The following is a 17,261-nucleotide window of genomic DNA, read 5'->3' as shown; positions in this document are numbered from 1 at the left end:
GTCGTTCCTCATGTCAATGCGTGCTGCTGATGGTGACGCCCTGGCCGTGCATGAACGCCACCGGGTCGACGGCGTTCCCGTTGATGCGGATCTCGAAGTGGAGGTGGCAGCCGGTCGATCCGCCCGTGGTCCCCGTGTAGGCGATGGGCTGGCCCGCGACGACCTGCTGGCCGGTGCGGACGAGGGTTCCGCCGTCCACGATGTGCCCGTAGGCCGAGGAGACGCCGCCGCCGTGGTCGATGCGGATGTAGTTGCCGTACCCGCCGTTGCGACCCGCGAAGGCCACGGTGCCCGAGTGCGCCGCGTACTGGGTCTCGCCGCAGCTGTAGCCGCGGACGAGGTCCTCGCCCGCGTGCATGATCTTGGTGTGGTAGATCGGGTGGATCCGGTACCCGAAGGGGCTGCTCGTGCTGGCTCCGAGAAGCGGCGCGGTCCAGCCGGATGCGCTGATGGCGCCGGTCGACACCCCGCCGCCCGAGGCGCCCTGGCTCGCGGCGAGCGCGTCCGCGTCCGCCTGGCGCTTGCGGACGCCCGCCTGGTAGTCGTCCTCGGTGGCCTCGCGGTTCTCCGTGATGACGGAGAGCTTCGCGTCGGCGTCGGCCTTCTGCGCGCTCTGGTCCTCGAGCGCCTGCTCGAGGTCCATCTGCGCCTGGGCGGCCTCCTCGAGGAGCTGCTCGGCCTTCGCGTTCAACGCGTCGAGCTCCGTGAGCGCCACCTGGGCCTGGTCGCTGAGGGACTTGGCGGCGTTGCGGTCCTGGAGCGCGATGGCGTAGATCTGGTCGGACTTCTCGGCGACCTTGCTCATGGTGCCGAGCTTGTCGAGGAGGTCGTCGGTGCCGTCGCCCTCACTGAGGAGGAGGGTGCCGGAGAGGTTCTGGCCGCCGGAGCGCATCAGCTGCTTGGCGAGGCCGGCAGCCTGCTCCTGGGACTTCGTGGCCTTCGCGGCGGCCGCGTCGACCTTCTCCTGGAGCAGGACGGTCTCGGCGTGCTTGTTGTCGGCGTCCTGCTGGGCCTTGTCGTGCTCGTCACCGCGCTGGACCACGAGGGCCTGCGCGTCGGCGACCTTCTGCTGGAGGGAGGCGATCTCGTCGTTGATCCGCTGCACGAGCGCCTGCTGCGCCTGCTCGTCACCGCGCGCCTTCTGCACGTCGTCCCAGGAGGCGAAGGTGTCGGCGTGGGCGGGAGCGGCGATCGAGCCGGTGAGGAGGACGGCGACGATGGCGACGACGGCCTGGAGGCCGCGGCGGCCGCGCGGGCGCGGACGTCGGGCGCCCGTGGCTCGCGCGCTCCGGAGGAGGTCATGGTGCATGGTGATCCCGATCATCGTGTCGCCCGGCTGGCCGGCTGCGCCTCCCTGCAGGGCCGGCGGGGAGCGCGGATGACATCCGTCACGCCTTCACCGGCTCTCACAGTAGCAACGGGGTCCGGCGGCGCACAGCGCGCCGACGCGGGGATCCACCACGGGGATCCCCTCCCCGGGAGGGTCGAGCGAAGGCTAACCCCGCGGAAGGGGCACATCGCGGCAGCGCGCTGGCCGTGTCGTGAACCTGGCAGGAGGCCAGGACGGGCGCCCGCAGCCCGCTGCCGAGCCCGCGCATGAGGAGGCGACACGCCGCTCGATCCGCATGCCCGCGGGGCGAGGCGGCGCATGGGGACGGCCGATTTGAGTCCTTGCCCGGAGTGCGGTTATGCTGACGTGTCGGTTGCTGCGAGACCTGGGAGACCAGGGCGAGCGGCCCCATCGTTTAGTGGCCTAGGACGGCGCCCTTTCACGGCGTTAACACGGGTTCGAATCCCGTTGGGGTCACCAGGCAATGTGATCGACAAGCAATGTGATCGACAAGCAAGGCCCTGTAGCGCAGCTGGTTAGCGTGCCGCCCTGTCACGGCGGAGGTCGCGGGTTCAAGTCCCGTCAGGGTCGCCACGGATATGAGCCCTCTCTCACGAGAGGGCTTCTGTCCGATGTGGGCGTCTTCTCGCAAGTCGCCCGCTCGCCTGGGTAGCTCAGTTGGTAGAGCGTTCGACTGAAAATCGAAAGGTCCGCGGATCGACGCCGCGTCCAGGCACATCACGCCGGTCCCCGTCCTCGACGGCAGGGCCGGCGTTCGTCTTCCCCGGCTCGCGTCGCGCCGCTCCGATCCGGCTCAGGCGTCGGACGCGAGCGCCGCCTCGAACTCCGCGAGCACCTCGTCGGAGAACAGCACGAAGCGCACCAGCTCGATCCCGTCGCCCGCTCCGTCGGCGATCGCCTCGCGCACCGTGGACACCGCCACGCGCGCCGCGTCGTCGACCGGCCAGCCGTAGACGCCCGCCGAGATGGCGGGGAAGGCGATGCTGCGGATCGCAGCCTCCGCCGCCACCTCTATCGACCGGCGGTAGGCGCTCGCGAGCACAGCGGTGCGGTCGTCGGATGACGACCAGACCGGGCCGACCGTGTGGATGACGTGGCGCGCCGGCAGCCCGAAGCCGGGCGTCGCGATCGCGTCGCCCGCGCGCAGGCCGTCGGGCAGCTCGTCCTCGCGGATGCGTCGGCAGGCGGCGAGGAGCTCGGGGCCGGCCGCCCGGTGGATCGCGCCGTCCACTCCCCCGCCGCCGAGGAGCGACGAGTTCGCCGCGTTCACGACCGCGTCCACGTCCTGCCGGGTGATGTCGCCGCGCACGGCCTCGATCAGGGTCATGGGTGGAGTCTGGCCCGGATCGGGAGGGGCGACCCGCGGAGACGACGCTGTCCGGCGAGCGGCGACCGGAACCGTTCGGGTTGGCTCCGGGCCCATCAGCACCATTCGGAACCCGGGGAAGAACGGATGGGACGGCTCGTCGCGGCGGCCGGTAGCGGGATCCCGAGCCGATCGCCGCGTCCGCGGCGGGACCGCGACCCGGTCGCGCGGGGGCGACCCGGGGATACTGGAGGGGTCGGTGCCCTCCTGCCGGCGTCGACAGGAGTCCCATGGCCACCCCCGCATCCCGCCCCGCACCCGAGCGCATCGACGGCTACGTCGCGCTCCGCAGCTACGCCGCCATCGGGGACGGGCGCACCGTCGCGCTCATCGCGGAGGACGGCGACATCGACTGGCTCCCGCTGCCCGACCTGCACACGCCGCCCGCGTTCGCCGCGATCCTCGACGCCCCGCACGGCGGCCGGATCACACTGCGGCCCGACGAGGACTTCGAGGTGACGCGCGCCTACGTCCCCGGCACCAACGTGCTCACCACCACGTTCACCACGGCGTCCGGCAGCGTGCGCGTGACCGACGCGCTGGTCACCGGCGTCGCCGGGCGGCTGCCGTGGTCGGAGCTGGGGCGGCGGATCGACGGGCTGACCGGCGAGGTCGCCATGAGCTGGCTCGTCGCCCCCGGCACGGCGCTCGGCACGTCGTCGCCGTGGGTGCAGTCGACGCACAACGGGCCCGTGATCCGTGTGGACGGCGTGACGCTCGCGGTCGTCGGCCTCGACCACGGGCCCGCCGAGCCCGGCACGCAGTCGGTGTCCGGCGCGTTCACGACGACGGAGGGGTCGCGTCACGTCATCACGCTGGTCGGGACCGAGCGGGAGCCCGTGCGGATCCCGAACCCGGCGATCGTGGACGAGGGCATCGACCGCACCATCCGCAACTGGGAGGGCTGGAGCGCCGAGTTCCGCTACGAGGGCGAGTGGGCCGAGGCAGTGCAGCGCAGCGCCCTCGCGCTCAAGCTGCTCGTGCACGCGCCCACCGGATCCATCGCCGCGGCCGCGACGACCTCGCTGCCCGAGCGGATGGGCGGCGGCAAGAACTGGGACTACCGCTTCGCCTGGGTGCGCGACCTCGCCTACACGGTGAACGCGCTCGTGAAGTTCGGCCTCCGCGAGGAGACGCACGCGGCGGTGTCGTGGATGCTCCGCACCATCCGCGACAACGGCCCCGACCTCCACGTCTTCTACTCGCTCAAGGGCGCCGTGCCCGAGGGCAGCTCGAACCCCGAGGTGCCGGGCTGGCGCGGGGTCGGCCCCGTGGTCGACGGCAACGACGCGCAGTCCCAGCTCCAGCTCGGCGTCTTCGGCGACCTGTTCGACGTGGTGCGCACGTACGTCCGCGACGGCAACGTGCTCGATGCCGACACCGGCCGCCTGCTCGCGACCTTCGCCGACCGCACCTGCGACACGTGGCAGAAGCGCGACGCCGGCATGTGGGAGCTCGAGGACGAGCAGCACTACACGACCTCGAAGCTCGGGTGCTGGCAGGCGCTCGACTGCGCCGTCGAGCTCGCCGAGGTGGGCCAGATCCCCGGCGACCCCGACAGGTGGCGTGCCGAGCGTGACCGGATCCGCACGTGGGTCGAGGAGGAGTGCTGGGACGAGGGGCGCGGCGCCTACGTCATGCACCCGGGCAGCCAGCGGCTCGACGCGAGCATCCTGCTGCACTCGATCTCCGGCTTCGACCGCGGCGAGCGCATGTCCCGCACGCTCGACGCGCTCCGCTCCGAGCTCGGCCGTGGGCCGCTGCTGTACCGCTACTCCGGGATGCCGGAGGAGGAGGGCACGTTCACCGCATGCGGGTTCTGGATGGCGGGCGCGCTCGCGTGCGTCGGCCGGATGGACGAGGCGCGCGAGCTCATGGACCAGCTGGTCGACCTCGGCAACGACGTCGGACTGTACTCCGAGATGATCGACGCCGACGGCCACGCGTTCCTCGGGAACCTGCCGCAGGGGCTCAGCCACCTCGCGCTCGTGAGCGCGGCGCTCACGATCGACGAGCTGTCGCACGGACGGACGCGGTCGACGCGGACGCCGCGCGCGAAGCGGTAGGCGTTCACCGGCGCCGGGCCCGAGCAGGGCGCCGGGCCCGAGCAGGGCGACGGACTCGATCGGCATCGTCGGACTCCATGACGACCACGAGCGATCAGTCCCGGAGGACCTCCGTCCACTGGTGGCTGCTGGCGGCGGCGGTCATTTCCTGCGTGTTCCTGCTGGGGTCAGCGTGGTCGCTCGTCGCGCAGCTGGCGGTCCTCGTGGCCTCGGTGCATCGGCTGACCCGGAGGCCCTCGAAGCAGGAGGCCGTCGTGCTCTGGGCGGCGGTCGCCGTCATCGTCGTCACCTTGATCGCGGTGGCGGCCATCTCCATCGCGACGGCGAGCGTGTCGGGCTCCTTCACCTCCACGACGGTGCCCCTGGACTAGCGCCGTGGACTACGCGCGCGGGCGGAGCGGTCCGGCGAACTCCGTGCGGACGCCGCGGGAGAACAGCACGGAGTCGGGCGCGCGGTCGACGATCCCCGGGAGGCCCGCTGCCGCGACCAGCTCGTCCTCGAGGTCGACGAGCTCCGCGCGCTGGAGGGTCCACGCGTCGTGCGTGTTCGGCCAGTAGCGCGTGACGCCGCCGCGGGCCACGTGCATGCCCCAGCGCGCGGTGAGGAAGTCGGCGAGCGGATCCCCCTCCACCTCCTCGCCGAGCGGGCGGACGGAGATGCGCGACGACGGGCGGGTGCCCGTGTGTCGGCGGGACGTGTAGGTGACGACGCCGTCGTGCTCCTCGTGCGTCATCGACGCCCACATGTACGGCAGGCCGAGGCCGACACGCGCGCCGATCGTCGGCAGGAGCTTCGCGGCCTCGAGCGAGCGGAAGACCACGCCGCGGCGGCCGTCGTCGCCCACGCTGTAGAGGCGCACGTTGAGCTCGGCGAACGTGCCGGCCCACGGCACGGCGGGCAGCGGCGGGAAGGCGCTGCGGGACAGGACGAAGGGGATGAGGCCGACCCAGCTGGATCCGTCGTGGACGTCGGGGCGCGTGCCCGGCGGCAGGAGCGGCGCGACGAGGGCGGGATCCACGCGCCAGTGCACGAACGCGAGGTCGCTCCAGACCTGGCGGATGACGGCGCGGCCGGGGAGGTCGGGCGCGGCGGCGGAGACGGGATCGGCGGGGCGGCTCATCGGCCGCGCTCCGCGGCGGCGGGGGCCGGGCGGCCGGCCGCGCGGATCACGTCGATGAGGCCCCGGCGCATCTCCTCCGAGCGGGCGAGCTCGGGGACGACGTCCTGCTCGAGCGCCTGCGCGCGCTCCCACGCCTCGGCGCCTGCGTCGGTGCGGGCGACGACGTGGCGGCGGCGGTCGGCGGGATCCGGGGCGCGGGACACGAGGCCCTCCCGCTCCAGCCGCTCGAGCGTGCGCGACATGGTCTGCGTCTCGACGTGCGCGGAGCGGGCGAGCTGGATCTGGCTGAGCGGCCCGTCGCGCAGCAGGTGCAGCGCGATGAGCCCCGCGTGCGTGACGCCGAGGGTGGCGAGCGCCTCGGACCACGCGTGCTCGACCGCGCGCGCGGCCGTGGACAGCAGCCGACCCGTGGGCCAGCTGCCGAGCTCGTCCTCGGCGGACATCCCTCCGGCCATGGGCGACACCTCCTGCTACAGTGATCGTCAGCAGGCTTACTATCCGCCTGCTGACTTTCCCATCGTAGAGGAGCAGGCCGCATGGGCACCGTGAAGGACATCGTCCGCCAGATCGTCGTCATCTCGAGCATGGCGTTCGCCGTCATCGGCTCCGCCTTCGGGTCGGGCGCGTTCAGCGACCAGAGCATCCAGAACGCGTCGAGCGGCGCCCTCAGCGCGAGCTACACGCCCGTCGCGCCGGACGGCCCCGCGTTCTCGATCTGGAGCGTGATCTACCTCGGCCTCGTCGCGTACACGATCTGGCAGGCGCTCCCCGCGCAGCGCGCCGACGAGCGCCAGCGCCGGGTCGGCTACCCCGTCGCCGTGACCCTCGTGCTCAACGCCGCCTGGATCCTCAGCGCGCAGGCGGGCTTCCTCGTGCTGAGCGGCGTGGTCATCGTCGCGCTGCTCGTGACGCTGATGTGGGTCTTCCGCGCGCTCATGGCGACCCGGCCCCGGAACCTCGTCGAGGGCGTCGTGCTCGACGGCACCATGGGCCTGTACCTCGGCTGGGTGAGCGTCGCGACCATCGCGAACGTCACCTCGATCCTCACGGCGTCGGGCTTCCAGCCGGGCACGACGGGGCGCGACGCCTGGGCGGTCGCGCTGCTCGCGGTCGCCGGCGTCGTCGGCGTGCTGCTCGCGCTCCGCGACGGCGGGCGCCTGGCGCCCTCCGCGGCCATCGCCTGGGGCCTCGCGTGGGTCGCCGTCGGACGCCTCACGGGCGAGCTGCTCTCGACGCCGGCCGCCGTGGCCGCGGTCGTGGCGGCCGCCGCGGTCGTCGTCGTGACGCTCGTCGCTCGCGTCCGCGCCGGGTGGGCCGGACGGGTCGCCGCGCGTCCCGCGGTCGCCGCCCGCTAGCGCCTCGATCAGCACGGCCGCCGCGGGTCAGCCCGCCGCGGCCGCCCGGTACGCGGCGTCGGCGGCGTGCTTCGCGTCGACGAGCCGCTGGATCCGGCGGTCGATGTCCGCGTCCGGCCGCGTGAGCTCGGGGTGGGCCGCCCGCCAGGCGACGATGCCGCGGACGGCGAGGTGGAACGGGATCCGCGGCTGGAACGCGGGCACGAGCCGGCGGATCCGGGTCGTGTCGAAGACGGCGCTGTGCGAGAGGTCGCCCAGCACGAGCTCCGACCAGCCCCAGTCGGGCTCGACGACCGGGAACTGCTCGGCGGGCACGTGCACCAGCCGCGCCTCGACGCCGAGCGCGTCGGCGACGAGGTGGTGGATCCGGTCCCACGTCGAGACGTCGTCGCTCGTGATGTGCAGCGCCTCGCCGACCGCCCGCTCGTCGCCGAGGATCCCGACGAGGCCGACCGCGAAGTCGTCCGCGTGCGTGAGCGTCCAGAGCGAGGTGCCGTCGCCCGGGACCACGACCTCGTCGCCGCGCGCGATGCGGTCGACGACCGTCCAGTCGCCCGCCAGCGGCGGGCTCGCCTCGTCGTAGGTGTGCGACGGGCGCACGATGACGACCGGGAAGCCGCTCTCTCGGTGGTGGCGGACGAAGGCGTCCTCCATGGCGATCTTGTCGCGCGCGTAGGAGAGGAACGGGTTGGCGCGGAGCGTCGACTCGGTGATGGGCGTCTGGAGCGCGGGCTTCCGGTAGATCGACGCCGAGCTGATGGCGACGAACTGGCGGGTGCGGCCGGCGAAGAGCTCGACGCGGCCGTCGGCGCCCGCGGCGTCGAAGGACAGGAAGTCGACGACCGCGTCGAACGCGCGGTCGCCGATCGCGGCGAGCAGCGCGACCGGATCCGTCACGTCGGCGACGCGGCTCGTCACCCCCTCGGGCGTGCCGCGGCCCCGGGAGTCGGCGCCGCGGTTGACGACCGTGACGTCCATCCCGGCGGCGACGGAGGCCCGGACGCAGGCGGAGCTGATGGTGCCCGTCCCGCCGAGGTAGAGCACGGACAGGGTGGCGGCGCCTGGGGTCACAAGGGTCCTCGTCATCGAAGGGGGCGCCGGTGGATCCGCGCCCTGCGTGCACGCTACGCCCGCGCCGGCCCCGCGCCGCCCGGGGTGGAGGGGGAAAGGTTGCGGACCTCGGGGGGCGCGGACGCCCGTCGCGCAGGGGCTAGGACGGGACGCGGGCGTCGGCCGGCGAGTCGGCGACCGCATCGGCGGGAGACGCCTCCGGGTCGGATCCCGGGACGGCGGCGGGCGCGGCGCCGCGGCGGGCCCGCGGCAGCACGCGCGCGAGGTCGAGCACCCCGCGCACATCCCGTCGGACGGGCGGGACGAGCGCGACGGCGAGCACGTAGAGCACCGCGGTCGTGCCGACGCCCGCGAGGAGCTGGAGCACGGCGGATCCGGTGTCGACCATGGCGAGGAGCGCGCCCGTCGCGACGCTCACGGTGCCCACGACGCCGATGATCCGGAGGGCGCCCATGTACAGCCGGCGCGTGGGGATGGGAGCCTTCCGCGACAGCCACCAGAGCGAGATCGGCCAACAGATGGCGGGTGCCGCGGCGTACCCGGCGGCGATGCCGACGATGCCGCCGGTGGATCCGACGAGGATGCAGCTGACCTTGATCACCGCGCTCAGCAGCGAGAACCGGAACAGGTCGCCCGTCAGGCCGCGCGAGACGTAGACCCAGTAGCCGACGAAGGCGAGCGTGTCGAAGATCCCGGCGATGGCGAGGAGCCGGAGGATCGGCGCGACGCTGTCCCACTGCGGCCCGAGGAACACCGCGGTGATCGGCACGGCGGTGGCCGCGACGAGGCCGAGGCCCGCGCCGAGCGTGTAGCCGAGGGCGAGCTGGCCGCGCGCGACGTAGTCGGCGAAGCGGCGCTGCTCGTCGGCGAGGCGCGAGAGCACGGGGATCGCGACCGTGGTGAGGGGGCTGCGGATCTGCGCGAGCGGCGTCATCAGCAGCTGGAACGCGCGGTTGTAGATGCCGAGCGAGCCGGCGCCGAAGCGAAGGCCCACGAGGAACGTGTCGATGTTGTTGCTGACGTAGCCAACCATCTGGCTCGAGACCATGTTCCAGCCGAAGCGCAGCAGCGGGCCCATGGGCTCGCCGCGGCTCGGGAGGCGCGGGATCCAGCGGGCGAAGCCGACCGCGAGCGCCAGCAGCACGAGCGTCTGCGTGAGCTGCTGCGCGACGAGCGCCCAGTAGCCCCAGCCGAGGAGCGCGCCGCCGATGGCGACGAGGAGGGCCACCGCGGGAGCCGTGACGTCGGCTGTCGCGAGCGCGCGGAAGCGGAGGCTGCGGGTGAGGCTCGCGCGGTACTGCGTCGCGAGGCCGTTGAAGACGAAGGTGAGGCTGAGGGCATGCGCGATGGGGATCAGCTCGTCGTGGCCGAAGACCGCCGCGAGCGGCCAGGCGGCGCAGAAGACGAGCGCGGCGAGCACGAGGCCGATGCCGGCGTTGATCCACCAGAGGTTGTCGCGCTGGCCGCGGCTGAGGTCGCGCGCCTGGATGGCCGCGTTGGACAGGCCGAAGTCGCGGAAGATCTCGCCGACGCCGATGATGGCGAGCACCATCGCGAGCAGGCCGTAGTCGGTGGGCGTGAGCAGGCGGGCGAGGACGACGACGGACGCGACCTGGATGAGGATCCGGACGAGCTGCGCGCCGATCGTGACGATCGCGCCGCGGGCCGCGCGCGCGCCGAGACCCTGCGTCGCGGCGGGCGGCGTCTCGGGCGCGGGCGCTGGCGCGGCGGAGGGGTCGCCGGGCAGGGCGGATGGCATGTGGGCTTCCGTCGTCGGGTCGAGGAGGGGGTGGCGATCGGGTCGGCTGCGGGTGACAGCCGGATCACCGCGAGCTCGGTGTCGGGAGGACCGCCGGGTATGCGGGCCCTATCCGATGCTAGCCGGGAGGGCGCGCGGAGCCAGCCCCAGAACGGGTGGCGCGGCTCAGCCCCGCTCGACGCCGCGGCGGATGCGGAGCGCGCGCCGGTACGCGGACGCGTGCGCCGTGCCCGCCCGGTCCCAGTCGCGGTCGGCGAGGTCGGGCGACGCCGCGCGCGCTCCCGTGCGGACGGCCTCGGTCGCGCGGAGCAGCTCCTCGGGGGTGAGGTCGCCGTCGAACAGGTGGATCCAGCCCGGGCCGACCTCCTCGGCGAGCGCGCGGTTCACGGCGTTGTCGGGCACGAGCACCGGCCGGTCGAGCGAGAGGGCCGCGAGCGCGCCGCCGGAGTTGTGCATGAACCGGTACGGGAGCACGACGAGCTCGGAGGAGGTGACGATGTCGACGAGCTCGGCGTCGGACTGGAAGCGCAGGTCGAGGCGGATCCGGTCGTCGCCCGCGGCGAGCGCGCGGATCGTCCCGGCGAGCTCCTCGGAGGACGGGTTGCCGCCGATGCGGAGCGACAGGTCCGCGCCCGCGTCGCCCGCGCCGCGGAACGCCGCGACGAGCTGCTCGACGCCCTTGTACCGGCGGACGAGGCCGACGTAGCCGAGGCGGCCGGGCACGACGTCGGCGCGCGGCTCGTCGCGGAACCAGTCGCGGTAGTGGCCGTGCAGGATCGTGGCGACCGGCTGGTGGGCGGGAATCTCCGTGATCGGGTTGACGCGCACCCGCAGCGTCGTCATCCGCTCCATGAGCGCGAGGAGCAGCGTCTCGCGGCGGCTGATGCCCGTCGGCCGCTCGAGGTTGTGCACGGTGCGGACGATCGGGATCCGCCCGAGCGCCAGCTTCGCGAGGAGCGCGACGGTGAACGCCTGGCGGACCGCCTTCTTCAGCGGGCTGTGCCCGTCGACGAGGATCTCGGGCCAGTGCACGTGGAAGACGTCGTAGCGGCCGAGCAGCGCGGCGCGCCAGCTGAAGTGCAGCGGGCGGACGCCGGGGGTGGCCGCGAGCGCGCGGCCGAGCATCACGATGTACGGGTTCGTCGTGGGGCGGGGCGCCTGCGACGACTGGAGGACGACGAGGTCGCGGCCGGGCGGACGGGAGGGGACGGTCATGGCGCTCCTGGCGGGATGACCGGCAGCGGCTCGTCGGGCACGGCCACGGCGTCATCGGTCGAGGAAATAGACTATGCCACCACCCGCCCGCACCCGGGGCGGCCCGGCCGGCGCCGCCCGCCGCCCGCCCGACCGATGGGACCCGCATGCCCCGCCCCGCCCTCCTCGCCGTCGTGGTCGTCAACTACGGATCCGCCGACCTCGTGCGCGAGAACGTGCTGCCGCTGATCGAGCACCTCGACGACGCGCTGCTCGTGGTCGTCGACAACCGCACGACCGACGCGGAGCGCGCGCACGTGCGGGAGCTGGCGGCGCACCCGTCCACGCGCGTGCACGGCGTGTACCCGGACGGCAACACGGGCTTCGGCACCGGCATGAACATCGGGGTCGACGCGGCGCGCGGCCTGGGCGCGCGCGAGTTCCTGCTGCTGAACCCCGACGCGACCATCGCCCCCGACCAGCTCGCCGTGCTGCGTGGCGTCGTCGCGGCGGATCCGCTCACGCTCGCGGCCCCGACCATCCTCCGGCCGGACGGCAGCACGTGGTTCCGCGGCTCCGACCTCTACCTCGCCGACGGCCGGATCCGCGGCGCCGCCCGCCGCGCCCAGCACCCCGGACTCGAGGTCGAGCCGTGGCTCACGGGCGCGTGCCTGCTCGTGACCGACGAGCTGTGGACGCGCGTCGGCGGCTTCTCGGACGACTACTTCCTCTACTGGGAGGACGTCGACCTCTCGCGCAAGGTCGTGGAGGCGGGCGGACGGCTGCGCGTCGTGGACGACGCCGTGGCCGTGCACGCCGAGGGCGGCACGCAGAGCGCCGGCCACGCGAGCGCGGGGCAGGCCAAGTCGGCCACGTACTACTACCACAACATCCGGAACCGGCTCCTCTACGGGGCCAGGCACCTCGACGCCCCGACGCTCCGCCGCTGGCGGCGGCTGACGCCGGTCATCGCCTACGAGGTGCTGCTGCAGGGCGGGCGGCGGCAGTTCGCGCACCCGGTGGCACCCGTGTCGGCGGCCGTCCGCGGTATCGTCGACGGCTACCGGCTCTCCGGGGGCTGGCGCGCGGTGCCCTCCCCCGCGCCGACGGCGCGGCCCGCCCGCCCGGTCGTCCCCGCATCCTCGCTCGCGATCGCGATCCTCACCTACCGGCGCCCCGACGACATCCGCGCCGTGCTCCCGCTCGTCGCCGCGCAGGCGGCCGGGCTGCGGGAGGCGGCCGAGGCCGACCCCGCGCTCCCCCGCTCCGTGCGGATCGTCGTCGTCGACAACGACCCGGCGGGCGGCGCGGGCGCGGCGGTGGAGGACGCGGCAGCGGACTCCCCCGTCCCGATCGCCTACGTGCACGAGCCGACGCCCGGCATCTCCGCCGCCCGCAACCGGGCGCTCGACGCCGCGGGCGACGCCGACCTCCTCGTCTTCCTCGACGACGACGAGCGGCCGGATCCCGGCTGGCTCGCCGCCCTCGTCCGCGCCCGGCACGCGACGGGCAGCGCGGGCGTGGCCGGACCGGTGCGCAGCGAGTACGAGGTCGAGCCCGACGCGTGGGTGCGCGCCGGCGGCTTCTTCACGCGCCGCCGCCCCGCGACCGGCACGCGGCTCGAGGTCGCCGCGACCAACAACCTCCTGCTCGACGTCCGCGCCGTGCGCGCGGCGGACTTGCGCTTCGACGTGGACCTCGGCACGCAGGGCGGCGAGGACACGCTCTTCACCCGCCAGCTCGTCGCGTCCGGCGGGCTGCTCACCTGGTGCGCCGAGGCGGGCGTCGTCGACGTCGTGCCGCGCGCCCGGACGACGCGCCGCTGGGTCGTGCTCCGCGCCTTCAGCAGCGGGAACTCGTGGAGCCTCACGTCGGTCGCGCTCGCGCCGGCCTCGCCCGTGGCACGCGCGCGGATCCGGGCCGGGGCGACCGCGCGCGGCGCCGTGCGGGCGCTCGGCGGCACCGGACGGATCGCCGTGGGCGCCGTCACGGGCAGCGTCGCGCACCGCGCGAAGGGCACGCGCACGCTCGCGCGCGGCGCCGGCATGGTGGCCGGCGCGTTCGGCTGGTCGTACCAGGAGTACGCGCGGCGCGACTGACCGGATCCGCCCGACGCGACCCTCCCCTGGACGGGGGGCTCGTCGCCGGGCGGCGCCGGACGTACGATGCGAGGGCAGAAGACCCGGAACCCTGCGTCGGACGACCACCCATCGTCCGCCCGCCCCGCGCCGCCGACCCGCCCTGGTCGTCGGGCCCGTCTTCCGCCGTACCCGACGAGCGAAGAAGGCCATGCCCGCACCCGAGAGCACCACGTCCGACCTGCGTCCGCGCCGCGAGCGCCGTCGCCGCAGCCGCACCACCACCGTCGCCGTCATCGGCGCCGCGTCCGTCCTCGCCGTCGCCGCCGTGGTCGGCACGGTCGTGGCGAGCGGATCCGGATCCGACTCCCCCGCGTCCGCCGCCGACACGAAGGACTGGTCGGAGGTCGCGCCCACCGCGGGCGCCACCGAGGCCCCCGCCCCGCTCCCCGACGGCGACACCCGGGCGCTCGGCCAGGAGGTCGCGACCACCGTCGGCCTCGACGCGACCGCGACGTTCCCCGGCTCGATCCAGGCCCGCATCGTCTCCGTCACGCCGACGAGCACCGACGGCGGCCGCGTGGGCGAGCTGAGCGGCGACGCGCTCGACGTGCGGCTCGAGCTCGTGAACGTCACGGGCGAGGCCGTCGCGGTCGACAGCGTGGCCGTCAACGTCTTCTACGGCGCGGACCGCACGCCCGCGACGCCCGCCGACTCCGACACCGTGATCCGCGGCTCCCTCGAGCCCGGCGCGTCCGCGACCGGCGACTACGTGTTCAGCGTCCCTGCGGCGTCCGCCGACGCGATCAGCGTGGTCGTGGCGCGCGACGCCGGCTCGCCGGTGGTCGTCTTCCAGTAGCGCGGGCGCACGACGAAGCGGGGCGCGGCCGGACCACCGGCCGCGCCCCGCGTCGTCGTGCCCGCGATCAGCTCCGGTCGGAGGGCTCCGACGCCTCCGGCGTCGCCTCGTCCGCCGTCGCCTCGTCCGCCGTCGCCTCGTCCGCCGTCGCCTCGTCCGCGGCCGCCTCGTCCGCGATCGCCTCGTCCGCGATCGCCTTGCCCGCCGTCGCCTCGTCCGCGGCCGCCTCGTCCGCCGTCGCCTCGTCCGCCGTCGCCTCGTCCGCGGTCGCCTTGCCCGCCGCCGCCTTGTCGGCGGCGCGCGCGGCGCGACCCGTCAGCTCGACCTCCGCGCGGTAGTACGCGCGCTTGTCCTTCGTGGGACGCACCTTGTTGAGCACGACGCCCAGCACGGATCCGCCCGACTTCTCGACCGCGTCGAGCGCCTCGGACAGCTGGCCGCGGTGCACGCGCGTCTGGTCGGCGACCACGATCGCGCCGTCCGTCATGCGCGCCACGAACGCGGCGTCGGCGACGGCGATGAGCGGCGCGGTGTCGATCACGATGACGTCGTAGGCCGCCTTCGCCTGCGTCACGAGGTACTCCATGCGCGAGGACGCGAGAAGCTCGCTCGGGTTCGGCGGGATCTCGCCGCTGGTCAGCACGTGCAGCGTGCCGTCGCCCCACGGCTGCACGACGTCCTCGAGGAGCGCCTGGCCGACGAGCACGGTCGTGAGGCCCGCGTCGCCCTCGAGCCCGAGGTACTGCGCGACCACGGGACGGCGGAGGTCGGCGTCGACGAGCAGCACGCGGCGCCCGCCCTCGCTGAGCGACAGCGCCAGGTTCGCGGCGACCGTGGACTTCCCCTCGCCGGGGATCGACGAGGTCACGACGATGCTCGACGACCGGTCGCCGAGGAGCACGAACCGCAGGTTCGCCTTCAGCTGGCGGAAGCCCTCGGCCGCGGTCGACAGAGGCCGGACCGCCATCGCGAGGCCCGTGACGCCGCGCTCGCGCTCGAGCGACCCGAGCAGCGGCGCGGTCGTCAGGTGCGCCACGGTCTCGGCGGAGCGGACGCGCGTGTCGAGCAGGCGCACGAGCGCGAGGCCGAGGAGCCCCGCGAGGAGCCCGAGGAGGAGGCCGGCGAGCGTGTTGGTGCGGCCGTTCGGCGCGGACTGGAACTCGGGCTCGGGAGCCTCCTGGATCACGCGCACGGAGACGGTGGGCGAGCCCTCCGCCCCCGTCGGCGCGTACGCCTCCGCCGTGTCGCGCAGGCTCGTGGCCACGGCGTTGGCGATGTCGGCGGCCTGTGCGGGCGACGGCTCCGTGACGCTGATCTCCATGATCACGGTGTTCTGCGGCGTGGTCACCGTCACCGAGCGCGCGAGCTCCTGCGGCGTGGAGTCGAGGCCCAGGCGCGCGATGACGGGCTCCAGCACGGCCGGCGACTCGGCGAGCTCGCCGAAGGACAGCATCTGGCTCTGCGTGTAGGTGGCGCCCTGGTTGAGGTCGCTCGCGCTGGATCCGCTGCTCAGCGAGAAGTACAGCCGCGACTGCGCGGTGAACACGGGCGTCGCGAGCTGGGACAGGCCGAACGCGACCGCCCCACCCGCGAGCGTCGCGGCGACCACGACGTACCAGAGTCGGCGGAGCAGGGCGGTGAACTCGTGGAGCGTCATCGTGAGGGGGTTCTCTCGGATAGGAGCGGCGGGGCGGTGGTGCGGGTGGTGTCCAGGATGTGTTCGGCGCCGTGGGCCCGGTCGAGGGGATCGGGCGGTGGGGCGGGAGGCGCGTCCCGGCGGAGGATCTGGCTCGTCGCCGCCACCCCCGCGAGGAACCACACGAGCGTCGCGTACTGCGTGATGAGCGCAACCGAGGCGAGCGCGGGGATCTGCGCGACGAGCGCGATGGTGGCCGCCGTCGCGTGGCCGCGCAGCACGAGCCACACGCCGACCGCGAGGGCGACGAGCACCGCGCCCGCGACCAGCAGGCCGAAGGTGAGGCCCGTGAGCACCAGCTGGCTGTCGATGGAGCGGAACGGCCCGTAGAACACGCGGCCGTCGCTGCCGCGGTGCGCGTCGGGGGTCGTGCCGAGGATCCCCATCCCCGGGACGAGGCTGTAGAGGTCGCCGCGGTAGTCGGAGCTGTTACTCGCCTCCGTGCCGGCATCGTCGAACACGGCCTGCACGAAGGGGGCGACGGCGGCCGCGACCACGACGACGCCCGCGGTGACCGTGGCACGCACGCGGAGCGAGATGGCGTCGCGGAGGAACACGATCGACAGCGCGAGGCCAAGGACCGCCCCGAGCATGCCGACGCGGCTGAACGTGAGGACCGCGGCGAGCAGCATGACGGACGTCATGACCAGGCGGACGGGGAGCCGGAAGCGCGACGCCAGGGTCAGCGGTATCGCGATGGCGAGCGCCGATCCGAGCGCGATCGAGTGGCCGTAGGCGCCCTCGGCCCGGAGGATGCCGCCGCGACCCTGCAGCGAGGCCCACGTCTCGCGGAGCCCCGCGTTGCCGGGCAGGAGCACGAACGGGTTCCAGCCGGTGGCGAACTCCACGATCGCGAGGGCGGCGACGATCGTGAAGACCACGGCGACGATGCGCTCGAGCGACGCCATGCCGATGCGGTGCGCCGCGAGGCGCCCGAGCAGGTACCCGGGCAGCGCGTAGGTGAGGAAGGTCACGAGCGTGGACATGCCGATGCCCGCGCTCCCGCCGACGACGACGCCGGCGAGCCCGGCCGCACCCATCAGCACCACGAACGCGTCCAGCGGTGACACCCGGAAGCCGGTCACGGGCACGATCGCGAGGATCACGAGGACGGCCGCGACCGTGGACGGCGGCAGGTAGTAGCCGCCGAGCGGCACCCCCGACCAGACGGGGACGAAGGAGAGCACGACGAGCCAGAGGGCGACGGCCGTCCGCGGCAGGCGACGCAGGACGAGCAGGAGGAGTCCCCCGCCCGCGAGCGCGATGCCCAGGACGAGCAGGGTCTGGAGGCCGGATCCGGCGAGCAGGCTCGTCATCGCGCCCCCTCCCCCGGGAGCGCACGCAG

General features: G+C 74.2%; 14 protein-coding genes and 3 tRNA genes. 8 read left to right on the top strand and 9 right to left on the bottom strand.

Going from position 1 to position 17,261, the window contains the following annotated elements; translation table 11 throughout:
* Nucleotides 1-13: 13 nt before the first annotated feature.
* Complete coding sequence (locus tag FGD68_RS06260) at nt 14-1,309, bottom strand: peptidoglycan DD-metalloendopeptidase family protein (RefSeq protein ID WP_119373026.1); 1,296 nt, start codon at nt 1,307-1,309, stop codon at nt 14-16.
* A 425-nt stretch (nt 1,310-1,734) separates the two neighbouring features.
* Here FGD68_RS06260 and FGD68_RS06255 point away from each other — a divergent pair.
* The 3 genes from FGD68_RS06255 to FGD68_RS06245 all read left to right on the top strand — a co-directional run bounded on the left by FGD68_RS06255 (nt 1,735) and on the right by FGD68_RS06245 (nt 2,066).
* A tRNA-Glu gene (locus tag FGD68_RS06255) sits at nt 1,735-1,810 on the top strand.
* 37 nt (nt 1,811-1,847) lie between these two features.
* Nucleotides 1,848-1,924 (top strand) — tRNA-Asp (locus tag FGD68_RS06250).
* 69 nt (nt 1,925-1,993) lie between these two features.
* A tRNA-Phe gene (locus tag FGD68_RS06245) sits at nt 1,994-2,066 on the top strand.
* A gap of 78 nt (nt 2,067-2,144) precedes the next feature.
* Here the strand turns inward: FGD68_RS06245 and FGD68_RS06240 are convergent.
* The gene (locus tag FGD68_RS06240; RefSeq protein ID WP_119373024.1) at nt 2,145-2,678 is read right to left on the bottom strand and encodes an O-acetyl-ADP-ribose deacetylase; all 534 of its coding nucleotides are present in this window, start codon (nt 2,676-2,678) and stop codon (nt 2,145-2,147) included.
* Between the two features lie 269 nt (nt 2,679-2,947).
* Between FGD68_RS06240 and FGD68_RS06235 the strand changes: the two genes are divergently transcribed.
* The gene (locus tag FGD68_RS06235) at nt 2,948-4,783 is read left to right on the top strand and encodes a glycoside hydrolase family 15 protein (protein ID WP_119373023.1); all 1,836 of its coding nucleotides are present in this window, start codon (nt 2,948-2,950) and stop codon (nt 4,781-4,783) included.
* Nucleotides 4,784-4,860: 77 nt separating this feature from the next.
* Nucleotides 4,861-5,154 carry a hypothetical protein gene (locus FGD68_RS06230; RefSeq protein WP_119373022.1) on the top strand — a complete coding sequence of 98 codons (294 nt, stop codon included), beginning with the start codon at nt 4,861-4,863 and terminating at the stop codon, nt 5,152-5,154.
* A gap of 9 nt (nt 5,155-5,163) precedes the next feature.
* On the opposite strand, the gene FGD68_RS06225 is transcribed toward FGD68_RS06230, so the two are convergent.
* On the bottom strand, nt 5,164-5,904 hold the full coding sequence (locus tag FGD68_RS06225) for a YqjF family protein (RefSeq protein ID WP_119373021.1): 741 nt from the start codon (nt 5,902-5,904) through the stop codon (nt 5,164-5,166).
* On the bottom strand, nt 5,901-6,359 hold the full coding sequence (locus tag FGD68_RS06220; protein ID WP_119373020.1) for a MarR family winged helix-turn-helix transcriptional regulator: 459 nt from the start codon (nt 6,357-6,359) through the stop codon (nt 5,901-5,903). The genes FGD68_RS06225 and FGD68_RS06220 overlap by 4 nt, the downstream gene beginning before the upstream one ends.
* Before the next feature lie 81 nt (nt 6,360-6,440).
* Here FGD68_RS06220 and FGD68_RS06215 point away from each other — a divergent pair, with 81 nt between their 5' ends.
* Nucleotides 6,441-7,259 (top strand): TspO/MBR family protein, encoded by an 819-nt coding sequence (locus FGD68_RS06215; protein ID WP_237609917.1) that lies wholly within the window; start codon nt 6,441-6,443, stop codon nt 7,257-7,259.
* Nucleotides 7,260-7,286: 27 nt separating this feature from the next.
* Here the strand turns inward: FGD68_RS06215 and FGD68_RS06210 are convergent, their stop codons facing one another.
* The 3 genes from FGD68_RS06210 to FGD68_RS06200 all read right to left on the bottom strand — a co-directional run bounded on the left by FGD68_RS06210 (nt 7,287) and on the right by FGD68_RS06200 (nt 11,304).
* The gene (locus tag FGD68_RS06210; protein ID WP_237609916.1) at nt 7,287-8,330 is read right to left on the bottom strand and encodes an NAD-dependent epimerase/dehydratase family protein; all 1,044 of its coding nucleotides are present in this window, start codon (nt 8,328-8,330) and stop codon (nt 7,287-7,289) included.
* A 139-nt stretch (nt 8,331-8,469) separates the two neighbouring features.
* Entirely contained in the window at nt 8,470-10,089 is a 1,620-nt protein-coding gene (locus tag FGD68_RS06205; protein ID WP_237609915.1) for a lipopolysaccharide biosynthesis protein, read from the bottom strand.
* Between the two features lie 165 nt (nt 10,090-10,254).
* Nucleotides 10,255-11,304 (bottom strand): glycosyltransferase family protein, encoded by a 1,050-nt coding sequence (locus FGD68_RS06200; protein WP_237609914.1) that lies wholly within the window; start codon nt 11,302-11,304, stop codon nt 10,255-10,257.
* A 146-nt stretch (nt 11,305-11,450) separates the two neighbouring features.
* Between FGD68_RS06200 and FGD68_RS06195 the strand changes: the two genes are divergently transcribed.
* On the top strand, nt 11,451-13,382 hold the full coding sequence (locus FGD68_RS06195; protein WP_237609913.1) for a glycosyltransferase family 2 protein: 1,932 nt from the start codon (nt 11,451-11,453) through the stop codon (nt 13,380-13,382).
* 190 nt (nt 13,383-13,572) lie between these two features.
* Entirely contained in the window at nt 13,573-14,220 is a 648-nt protein-coding gene (locus tag FGD68_RS06190) for a hypothetical protein (RefSeq protein WP_104237381.1), read from the top strand.
* 67 nt (nt 14,221-14,287) lie between these two features.
* On the opposite strand, the gene FGD68_RS06185 is transcribed toward FGD68_RS06190, so the two are convergent.
* Together FGD68_RS06185 and FGD68_RS06180 are read right to left on the bottom strand one after the other, a co-directional pair.
* Entirely contained in the window at nt 14,288-15,877 is a 1,590-nt protein-coding gene (locus FGD68_RS06185; RefSeq protein ID WP_237609912.1) for a polysaccharide biosynthesis tyrosine autokinase, read from the bottom strand.
* A complete protein-coding gene (locus tag FGD68_RS06180; RefSeq protein ID WP_104237382.1) occupies nt 15,874-17,232 on the bottom strand; it encodes a hypothetical protein in 1,359 nt (452 codons plus the stop codon). The genes FGD68_RS06185 and FGD68_RS06180 overlap by 4 nt, the downstream gene beginning before the upstream one ends.
* Nucleotides 17,233-17,261: the final 29 nt, after the last annotated feature.

It is taken from the genome of Clavibacter californiensis (genome assembly GCF_021952865.1).
Classification (GTDB): domain Bacteria; phylum Actinomycetota; class Actinomycetes; order Actinomycetales; family Microbacteriaceae; genus Clavibacter; species Clavibacter californiensis.
The sequence above is the reverse complement of the archived record's forward strand: the minus strand, read 5'-3'. Positions and strand labels throughout refer to the sequence as shown.